10 protein-coding genes and 1 riboswitch are annotated in these 10,625 nt (G+C 42.3%); of the genes, 4 read left to right on the forward strand and 6 right to left on the reverse strand.

The genetic code is table 11. The features are described 5' to 3' along the window. Window positions 1-84: 84 nt before the first annotated feature. From ilvN to ACO59Y_RS04595, 3 genes are all read right to left on the reverse strand, one after another. Window positions 85-576: an acetolactate synthase small subunit gene (gene ilvN / locus ACO59Y_RS04585; RefSeq protein WP_373602820.1), complete on the reverse strand. Its 492-nt coding sequence runs from the start codon at window positions 574-576 to the stop codon at window positions 85-87. Further along, window positions 576-2,300 (reverse strand): acetolactate synthase 3 large subunit, encoded by a 1,725-nt coding sequence (locus ACO59Y_RS04590; RefSeq protein WP_486131061.1) that lies wholly within the window; start codon window positions 2,298-2,300, stop codon window positions 576-578. The genes ilvN and ACO59Y_RS04590 overlap by 1 nt, the downstream gene beginning before the upstream one ends. 294 nt (window positions 2,301-2,594) lie before the next feature. Beyond that, window positions 2,595-4,115, reverse strand: a complete 1,521-nt coding sequence (locus ACO59Y_RS04595) for a Na+/H+ antiporter NhaC family protein (RefSeq protein WP_486131045.1) — start codon at window positions 4,113-4,115, stop codon at window positions 2,595-2,597. 54 nt (window positions 4,116-4,169) lie between these two features. Beyond that, window positions 4,170-4,346: riboswitch (Lysine riboswitch) on the reverse strand. Window positions 4,347-4,594: 248 nt separating this feature from the next. Here ACO59Y_RS04595 and ACO59Y_RS04600 point away from each other — a divergent pair. From ACO59Y_RS04600 to aroA, 3 genes are all read left to right on the forward strand, one after another. Then, on the forward strand, window positions 4,595-4,999 hold the full coding sequence (locus ACO59Y_RS04600; RefSeq protein ID WP_486131047.1) for an H-NS family histone-like protein: 405 nt from the start codon (window positions 4,595-4,597) through the stop codon (window positions 4,997-4,999). Window positions 5,000-5,069: 70 nt separating this feature from the next. Further along, the gene (purU, locus tag ACO59Y_RS04605; protein WP_486131049.1) at window positions 5,070-5,906 is read left to right on the forward strand and encodes a formyltetrahydrofolate deformylase; all 837 of its coding nucleotides are present in this window, start codon (window positions 5,070-5,072) and stop codon (window positions 5,904-5,906) included. Then, window positions 5,906-7,204, forward strand: coding sequence for a 3-phosphoshikimate 1-carboxyvinyltransferase (gene aroA, locus ACO59Y_RS04610; protein WP_486131051.1), 1,299 nt, complete (start codon window positions 5,906-5,908; stop codon window positions 7,202-7,204). Before purU ends, aroA begins: the two co-directional genes overlap by 1 nt. Before the next feature lie 208 nt (window positions 7,205-7,412). Here aroA and ACO59Y_RS04615 read toward each other — a convergent pair whose 3' ends face one another. After that, the gene (locus tag ACO59Y_RS04615; protein WP_486131053.1) at window positions 7,413-7,877 is read right to left on the reverse strand and encodes an outer membrane lipoprotein; all 465 of its coding nucleotides are present in this window, start codon (window positions 7,875-7,877) and stop codon (window positions 7,413-7,415) included. A gap of 4 nt (window positions 7,878-7,881) precedes the next feature. Further along, entirely contained in the window at window positions 7,882-8,451 is a 570-nt protein-coding gene (locus ACO59Y_RS04620) for a VOC family protein (RefSeq protein ID WP_486131055.1), read from the reverse strand. Between the two features lie 79 nt (window positions 8,452-8,530). Here ACO59Y_RS04620 and argS point away from each other — a divergent pair, with 79 nt between their 5' ends. Continuing rightward, window positions 8,531-10,264: an arginine--tRNA ligase gene (gene argS, locus ACO59Y_RS04625; protein WP_486131057.1), complete on the forward strand. Its 1,734-nt coding sequence runs from the start codon at window positions 8,531-8,533 to the stop codon at window positions 10,262-10,264. Window positions 10,265-10,431: 167 nt separating this feature from the next. Here argS and rplT read toward each other — a convergent pair. Continuing rightward, window positions 10,432-10,625: 50S ribosomal protein L20 (gene rplT, locus ACO59Y_RS04630; protein ID WP_486131059.1), on the reverse strand; the 194-nt coding region annotated here is incomplete at its 5' end.

A 10,625-nucleotide genomic window follows, 5' to 3' on the forward strand; every position in this document is an offset into this window, starting at 1 on the left:
GACGATAAAATAAAAATGCGCAACGCTTCAAGCTTAATTGGCATGATTTTATACTTTATGTCGCAACGGCATAATAACGAGAAATTAAAGAATATTCTTTTCGCCGCGTGATAGGCTAATCAAACCGGAACGAACAATCTCCAACAACGTTGTTTCTTCTTTTACGGCACTCACAAAAGCATCAAGTTTGTCTTTTGTGCCAGTTAATTGAATGGTATAAGATTTTGGTGTCACATCCACGATTTGCCCGCGGAAAATATCCGCCAAACGTTTAATTTCATCGCGTGAAGAACCTGTAGCGCGAACTTTCAATAACATCACCTCGCGTTCGACATGTTCCTGTTCACTTAAATTAATGACCTTAAATACATCCACCAATTTATGTAGTTGTTTTTCAATTTGTTCTAACACTTGTTCGTCACCTACCGCCTCGATAGTCATACGCGATAAAGTCGGATCATCGGTCGGCGCAACGGTTAAGCTTTCAATATTAAAAGCGCGTTGGGAGAATAAACCAACCACGCGTGACAATGCACCGGATTCGTTTTCCAATAAAACTGATAAGATTCTACGCATTATTCGTTCTCCCCTTGCGGTTTACTTAAAATCATTTCGTTCATCGCCCCGCCGCGCACTTGCATTGGGTAAACATGTTCGGTTTCGTCCACGTTGATATCGACAAAAACTAATTTATCTTTAATGTCGAAAGCTTCTTTTAATTTGCTTTCTAACTCGTCCGGCGTCGCAATCTTAATGCCGACGTGACCGTAAGATTCTGCCAATTTCACAAAATCCGGTAAGGAATTCATATAAGTTTGCGAATGGCGACCGGAATAAATCAAATCTTGCCATTGTTTTACCATGCCCAAGAAATGGTTGTTCAAACAAATAATCACGACCGGAATACCGTATTGGGTTGCAGTGGAAAGCTCTTGAATGTTCATTTGAATACTGCCGTCACCGGTGACGCATACAACGCCGGCATCAGGGTGCGCTAATTTTACCCCCAATGCGGCCGGCAAACCGAAGCCCATGGTGCCCGCACCACCGGAATTAATCCAACGACGCGGTTTATTGAATGGATAATGCAATGCAGCAAACATTTGATGTTGACCAACATCGGACGCTACATAAGCTTCACCGTTGGTAATACGATAAACCGCTTCCATCACTTGTTGCGGTTTGATCACACCGGAAGTGCGGTCGAAATCCAAACACTTTTTCGCTTTCCAAACATCAATTTGTTTCCACCACTCTTCCAAATGATTTTGCGGCCGATTTAAGCCCTCTTCGCCCAATAGGCTTAAAAATTCTTCCAACACGTTTTTCGCATTACCAACGATGGGAATGGAAACCTGTACGTTTTTAGAAATTGAAGTCGGGTCGATATCGATTTGAATAACTTTTGCATGCGGGCAATATTTCTCTAGATTATTCGTGGTGCGGTCGTCAAAACGCACGCCAACACCGAGAATTAAATCACTCTCGTGCATCGTGTTATTGGCTTCGTATGTACCGTGCATCCCCAGCATACCGAGGAATTGTTTGTCCGTGCTCGGGTACACACCTAGCCCCATTAAAGACGATGTTACCGGTAAATTTAAACGTTGTGCGAATTGCGTTAATACTTCGCTACATTCCGCGGAAACCGCACCGCCGCCTACGAACAACACCGGTTTTTTCACCACTAATAAAGCTTTCAACGCTTTTTTGATTTGGCCTTTGTGCCCGTTTAGCGTTGGATTGTAGGAACGCATTTCAACGGATTTCGGGTATTCGTACGGATATTTAATATTCGGGTTTACCGTATCCTTTGGAATATCCACCACAACCGGGCCGGGACGACCGGTTGAGGCAATATAAAACGCTTTTTTTAGAATTGCCGGAATATCTTCGGCTTTTTTCACGATAAAACTATGTTTTACCACCGGACGGGAAATTCCTACCATATCGCATTCTTGGAACGCATCGCGACCGATTAAGCTACTCATCACCTGACCGGAAATAATCACCATCGGTACTGAATCGGTATATGCAGTTAAAATTCCGGTAATCGCATTGGTTGCCCCCGGACCGGATGTTACAAGCACACAACCCACTTTCCCGGTTGAACGCGCATAACCGTCCGCCATATGTACCGCTGCTTGCTCATGACGAACCAGAATATGCTCAATGCCGCCAAGCGTGTGAATCGCGTCATAAATATCCAGCACCGCACCGCCCGGATAACCGAATAAATATTCAACGCCTTCGTCGCGTAGCGATTGAACCACCATTTCCGCACCGGATAATTTCTTCATCATTTTCTCCTCAAATTTAGCTATAGTTTTATTGATGCGCTGTTTATCAAATACTGCTTAAAAGCAAATCGGTTTATTCAACGGCGTCCATCATAGCAGTTAGAAATGCTTTGTCTAACATCATCTCACGAGAAAACACTCAATTAATTGGAATAAAAATCTAAAATAGATAAGAAATTAAGATGAATATAAAAAAATAAAAAGCTAAAAATAAAAAAATGCGACTTTATGCCGCATTTTATAAAAATCACAAAATTTTATTTTTTATTTGTTTTTTTGAATTGGATCACATTTTTAGCGTTTTTTAACAATAAAAACTAAAACTGCCAAAGAAAGTGCCGTAGCAGCGAAACCTGCTAAACCGGAATCCGTAAAGCCCACCACAATATAGCCCACACAAGTTGCCGCAGCTACGGTTACCGCATACGGAAGCTGCGTGGTAACGTGATCCATATGATTACATCTTGCGCCGGTCGAAGAAAGAATAGTGGTATCCGACACCGGCGAACAGTGATCGCCGCATACTGCACCAGCCATCACGGCAGAAAGACAAGGAAGCAAAAGTTCCGGTGCAGTATTGGTGGCCATTGCGGCGGCAATCGGCAGCATAATACCGAAAGTACCCCAACTGGTACCGGTGGAAAATGCCATCGCTGAACCTAAAATGAATAATAATACCGGCAAGAATTGCACCGGAATATTGCCGCTCACTAAAGAAGATAAATATCTACCGGTTTGCATATCGCCCACGATTTTATTGATCGTCCAAGCAAAAAATAAAATCGCAATGGCACCAAGCATCGATTTAATACCGGCGATCCAAGCTCGAGCGTATTCGTCTAATGACACTTGACGGTCAAACCAAATCAGCAGAGTCGAAATCAGCACCGCATTGGAGCCGCCTACCACAAGGGATACGCCCACGTTGGTATTCTCAAAAGCGCCGAGTACGCTAAATGCGCTACCCGCTTCGGCCAATGCTTGACCGCCGGTGTACATCATCATTGAAACGGTTACAACGATAAGTACCAAAATCGGTAACACGAGATTGCGTACATGTCCCTTGGCTCCCGTTTCTTCCTCAGACTCAGTATCGTTATGCTCTAACGCCGCCTTTTCATGACGCGCCATCGAACCAATATCAAAAGAGGAATAGGCGACAAAAAACACCATTAACAAAGAGAAAATTGCATAAAAGTTCATAGAACTCATTGCAACGAAGGCACCCATCGGCGTGTATTCGGTAATGGAATAAGTCGCCAATAAACCGGCAACCAGCGTAATAATGTAAGCTCCCCAACTGGAAACCGGCATCATCACACACATTGGGGCTGCGGTCGAATCTAAAATATAAGCCAATTTAGCGCGAGAAACATTAAATCGATCCGTTACCGGACGCGCAATGGCTCCCACTGCAAGACTATGAAAATAATCATCAATAAAAGTAATAAATACCAATGATGCTGCTAATAATTTCGCACCGCGACGTCCTTTAATGCGTTTTTGCGCCCATTCGGCAAAAGCGCGGTTACTGCCCGAAACGGTTAAAAGCGCGGTCAAAATACCAAGCAAAAGCAAGAAAAGGACAATATTCATATTCGAATTTATTGCGCCGTCGCTATACACCAACGAAATAATATTACCTTTTAAATAAGTTAGTGTTGGAAAAATTGACGCGTCATTGAGCATTAATGCACCGACAATGATCCCGGCGCTTAACGAGACTAATACGCGGCGCGTCGCAATTGCCAGCACAATCGCCAACAATGCGGGGGTAACAGACCAAATTGAGGAAGAATAATCGATAAGTTCCATTAAGTTATACCTAAAATAATGGAGACAACGGTAGAAAAGGACTAAAGTGATCCGCCTAACCGTAGCGCTCCATAGTTGATGTTGATCACTATGACAGTAACGCACCTTTCGGATACGTTCCCAACCGGTCAAAACGACTTTTAACCGATTTCGGCAATTTCTCCTTTCCTTTTTCGTCATCGTTATCCACTCGGAAAAAATACTTATAGAAATTGCACCTCTACTTTTATAGGGTCGGTGTGAAGATTACAGTAAAATTCATAGAAAATCTAATAAATTCTTTGAATTAGAGAAATTTTTACAACATAAACAGAGAGATAAATCAATAAATATTGTATAAAAATTGTTAAACAATTTAATCAATATGGCTTACCAAATAAATTATTCAGCATTTATTTGAAATTTAAGTTTACCTTAAGATTTATTTTCGCTAGTATAAAACCACCTTATTTACATATAGTCTTTCTAAGAGGTTTATTATGTCTGAATTAACTAAAGTTTTTACTAATCTTCGTAGCATTCGTGCTGTCGTTCGCGATTTAACATTAGAACAAGCTGAAAATTCATTAAAGAAATTTGAAGAGGCTGTTGCTGAAAAGCGCACACAGATGGATAAAATCCAACAGGCGGAAAATGAACGTAAAGAGCGTATTGCCAGATATAAAGAATTAATTAAACGAGAAGGTATCACCGAAGAAGAATTAAGAGCGATTATCAGTGCTATACCGACAAACGCGCGTAAAAAACATAAACCACGCCCTGCAAAATATCAATATATCGATACCAATGGCAAACAAAAAACCTGGACGGGTCAAGGCCGTACTCCGCGTGTGATTCAACAGGCGTTGGATGAAGGTAAAACATTGTCAGATTTTGAAATTTAATCATTTTAACTAAAATAAGAACCCATTTTATGGGTTCTATTTTTTTATATTTGAGAATATAAAATTAATTATGATAGAAAAAAAAATACTACTTACCGATTGCCCGGATGATAAGGGATTAATAGCTAAAATCACTAACATTTGTTATAAACATCAACTTAATATCTTACATAACAATGAATTTGTCGATTTTGAGACCAAACATTTTTTTATGCGTACCGAACTTGAAGGTATTTTTAACGAAACGACATTACTTGAAGATCTTAAATATAGTTTACCCGAAGGTACAAATTGTCGATTAATTGATGGGAAACGTAAACGTATTGTAATTTTAGTTACTAAAGAAGCCCATTGTCTCGGCGATATTTTAATGAAAAATTATTATGGCGCTTTAAATATTGAAATTGCTGCGGTTATTGGCAATCACGATAATTTACGCGAACTGGTCGAACGCTTTAATATTCCTTTCCATCTTGTTAGTCACGAAGGATTAAACCGCATCGAGCACGATAAATTACTGGCGGAACACATCGACGAATATGCACCGGACTACATCGTATTAGCCAAGTACATGCGCGTTTTAAATCCCGAATTTGTCGAACGTTATCCAAACCGTGTAATTAACATTCACCATTCTTTTTTGCCCGCTTTTATCGGTGCGAAACCTTATCAGCAAGCTTACGAACGCGGCGTGAAAATTATCGGCGCAACAGCTCATTTCATTAATAACGAATTAGATCAAGGGCCGATTATTATGCAAAACGTGATTAACGTAGATCACACTTATAGCGCCGACGCCATGATGCGCGCCGGCCGTGACGTGGAAAAAACCGTGTTAAGTCGCGCATTGGATCTCGCGTTGCACGACAGGATTTTCGTCTATAAAAATAAAACGGTGGTACTGTAATGGAACAAATCACCTTAGCACCAATCAATGCCGTTGAAGGCACGATCAATTTACCCGGCTCCAAAAGCTTATCAAATCGCGCATTATTATTAGCCGCGCTTGCCAAAGGTACAACAAAAGTAACGAATTTATTGGACAGCGACGATATTCGCCACATGCTTAACGCCCTAAAAGCACTCGGCGTAAATTACCGGCTTTCCGCCGACAAAACCATTTGCGAAATCGAAGGACAAGGCGGTGCATTTGATGTACAAGGCGGGCTTTCCCTCTTCCTTGGCAATGCCGGCACTGCAATGCGCCCTCTAACGGCAGCGCTTTGCTTAAAAGGAAAAGCTGAAGGCGAAGTAATTTTGACTGGCGAACCGCGTATGAAAGAGCGCCCGATTCTGCATTTAGTCGATGCACTCGTTCAAGCCGGCGCCGATGTGCGTTATTTAGAAAATCCGGGCTACCCGCCGCTAGCCGTTCGTAACAGCGGCATTAAGGGGGGGAAAGTACAAATCGACGGCTCCATTTCATCGCAATTTTTAACCGCGCTCTTAATAGCAGCGCCGCTGGCAGAAAACGATACAGAAATTGAGATTGTCGGCGAATTGGTTTCCAAGCCTTATATCGATATCACACTCGCCATGATGCACGATTTCGGCGTAAACGTTAAAAATCAAGCGTATCGAAAATTCTACATTAAAGGCAATCAAATCTACCTTTCGCCGGATAAATATCTGGTGGAAGGCGATGCGTCTTCTGCTTCTTATTTCCTTGCAGCCGGCGCAATTAAAGGCAAGCTAAAAGTGACCGGTATCAGCAAAAATTCGATTCAAGGCGATCGTTTATTTGCCGACGTACTGGAAAAAATGGGCGCCAAAATCACCTGGGGCGAAGATTTCATTCAAGCAGAGCATGCAAAACTTCACGGCATTGATATAGATCTGAATCATATCCCCGATGCGGCAATGACCATCGCCACGACGGCCTTATTCGCCGAAGGAGAAACGATTATTCGCAATATTTATAACTGGCGCGTAAAAGAAACGGATCGTTTAGCGGCAATGGCAACGGAACTACGTAAATTGGGGGCTGAAGTGGAAGAAGGGAAAGATTTTATTCGTATTCAACCGCTCCCATTGAATCAATTCCAGCATGCCAAAATCGCCACTTACAATGATCACCGTATGGCGATGTGTTTTGCCCTAGTCGCGCTGTCAAACACGCCGGTCACGATTTTAGATCCAAAATGTACGGCAAAGACCTTTCCGACGTTCTTTCAAGAATTTGAAAAAATTTGTCTGCGGAATTAAGTTGAAGTGTCCAAATAGCACCGCATTGTAGGCAGCTTCAATGCGGTGCTATTTTGAATGCCCGATAAAATCCGCCAACAGTCGAGGTTTCAATGCGGTGCTGTTTTAAGCAGAGAGCGGCAATCAGACATAAATGATGACAAGAATACAAAAATAAAAAAAGCGAACATTAGGTTCGCTTTTTTTTACAGGATTCGTTTTAACTTGTTTAATTAATGACGGAAACGTTCAGTGTCGAACCACCGACGATTTGCACACGTTTTCCCGCAACATAGCGAGAATCCGCCTTTTGCACCACTACGATACTTTTGCCATTATCTTTTCTGATCACCAATTCTGCGCCGTTTACTTGGCTGGCCTTCTCTTCGATTTTACTACCGGCAACCGCACCGGCAACCGCACCCACCGCCGTAGCAATCGCCTGACCTCGACCGCCGCCGATTGCGCTCCCCGCAATCCCGCCGAGTGCACCGCCGCCGACGGTACCAATCACGCCTTTATTATCCGCCTGAATTTTCACCGGGCGAACGGAAATCAACGTACCATATTCAATTGAACGCGCTTCTTTCGCTTGATCCGCAGAATAAACGTCGCCACTAAAAATATCGGTGTTTGCACAACCGGTCACGCCTAATGTAATGGCAAGCGCCAATGCTATTGTGATTTTTTTCATAATATTAAACCTCAAGTATTTTTTTAATCGAGTAAGGGTGAACTTTAATGCAGGTGTGATTTACCGATTTATCCGCAAAACTAACCGCAATAGAAGGATTCGGCAATCGCTCGCCTTCCACCTTAGGTTCACTAATTTTCGTCGTCAGTCGGGGCGAACGTTGCCATAAAAATTGGTTGTTTATCCTTTTAATCCATTGTTGATTTGATTCATTGGTTAAAAAAGGCATAACGATTTCAATATGTTCCCAAGTTTCTTGGGGATATTGCTTATTTTTAGGAAAAGGCAACTCAATAATATCGACAAACTGCCCCGCAAAAACAAGCGGTCTCTCCAATTGAATTAAATAGATAGGCCGCCCGTTGACAACATTGTCGGATAAAATTTTACCGCACTTTAATAAAACCGTCTGCCAATTTTTGGCATTTTGTTCGCTATTGACGCGTAACGCAAGATGATCAATTTCATAGTCAGATAAATTAACTGCCATTTCGCCGGCAAGTTGTTGAATTTTTTGTTCAAAATCCTTCAAATCTGCCTGAAGTGCAGCCAAATCTCCATCTAAATTTGTCATATTGCTCCTTTGATAAATCAATAAAGAACGGTATCATAGCCGATTATTTTTATTATTCAATTTTGAACTAGGAAAACCCGTGAATATTCAATCCATTTTATCCGACAAAATCAAACAAGCAATGATTGCCGCCGGCGCGGACGAATCTTGTGACGCAATGGTGCGCCAATCCGGCAAAGCCCAGTTCGGCGATTACCAGGCTAACGGCATTATGGCTGCTGCAAAAAAATTAGGCACAAATCCACGCGAATTTGCCCAAAAAGTTTTGCAGCAGACCGACCTTTCCGATATTGCGGAAAAATTAGACATTGCCGGTCCGGGTTTTATTAATATTTTCTTAAATTCCGCGTGGCTTGCAAAACAAGCTTCCAATGCGGTGCTCTCGGAGAACCTCGGCATTCAGGCGGCACAAAAACAAACCGTCGTCGTCGACTACTCTTCGCCAAATGTTGCAAAAGAAATGCATGTGGGTCACTTACGTTCCACGATTATCGGTGATGCCGTCGTGCGTACCTTGGAGTTTTTAGGTCATCACGTCATTCGCGCAAACCATGTGGGCGACTGGGGAACACAGTTCGGTATGCTGATCGCTTACCTTGAAAAAATGCAAAACGAACAGGCCGGCGAAATGGAATTGCAAGATTTGGAAGCGTTCTATCGCGAAGCGAAAAAACATTATGATGAAGATGAAGCATTCGCCGAAAAAGCCCGTCATTACGTGGTGAAATTGCAAAGCGGCGACGAATATTGCCGCGCCATGTGGAAACGCTTGGTTGATATTACGATGCAACAAAATCAACGCAATTATGATCGTTTAAATGTAACACTCACGGAACAAGACGTAATGGGCGAAAGCCTGTACAACCCTATGCTGCCGGGTATTGTCGAAGATCTAAAAAAACAAGGTTTAGCCGTGGAAGACGATGGTGCCTTTGTGGTTTATTTGGACGAGTTCAAAAATAAAGAAGGCGACGCCATGGGTGTTATCGTTCAGAAAAAAGACGGTGGCTTTCTTTATACGACTACCGACATCGCGGCCGCAAAATATCGCTATGAAACCTTAAAAGCGGATCGCGCGTTGGTTTTCTCTGATACGCGCCAAAGCCAACATATGCAACAAGCCTGGTTAATTACCCGTAAAGCGGGTTATGTGCCGGATAGTTTTTCCCTTGAACACAAAAATTTTGGAATGATGCTGGGCAAAGATGGCAAACCTTTCAAAACCCGCACCGGCGGTACGGTGAAATTAGCGGATTTATTAGACGAGTCCATTGAACGCGCAACCCTGCTCATTAACGAAAAAAATAATAATTTATCCGATGCAGAAAAAGCAGCGGTTATTGAGGCTGTGGCTATCGGTGCAGTGAAATACGCGGATCTTTCTAAAAACCGCACCACCGACTACGTATTCGATTGGGACAATATGCTAAGCTTTGAGGGTAACACCGCGCCTTATATGCAATATGCTTACACCCGAATTCGTTCCATTTTCAATAAAGCCGATGTCGAACCAAGCATACTTTCGACTGCGCCGTTAATGCTCGTTGACGAAAAAGAACGCGCCCTTGTGATTAAACTGCTGCAATTTGAAGAAGCAGTACAAACCGTTGGAAAGGAAGGCACACCGCACATGCTTTGCGCTTATTTGTATGAACTTGCCGGCTTATTTTCTTCTTTCTATGAACACTGCCCAATTTTAAATGCTGAAGATGAGGCGGTGAAATTAAGCCGTTTGAAATTGGCATTATTAACCGAAAAAACCTTAAAACAAGGGTTAGATTTGCTCGGCATTAAAACCGTCGAAAAAATGTAACTTCATTCTCTTTTAAATAAGGGGAGAAGGTTAAATTCAATGCGGTGCTGTTTCGACACCGCACTGAAACTTACGAAAATGAAACTTACGGAAATAAAGCTTATGGAAATCAAGACAAAAAAGGACGCTCAAATGAGCGTCCTTATTTTTTATCTAAACTTTAAAAATTAAAGTGCAGATTTTGCTTTTTCAACCAATGCAGCAAATGCGACTTTGTCGAATACTGCGATATCGGCAAGGATCTTACGGTCGATTTCAACAGATGCTTTTTTCAAACCGTTGATAAATCTGCTGTAAGATAAACCGTTTTGACGAGCCGCTGCGTTGATACGTGCAATCCATAATTGACGGAATTGACGTT

It is taken from the genome of Rodentibacter sp., assembly GCF_057314195.1.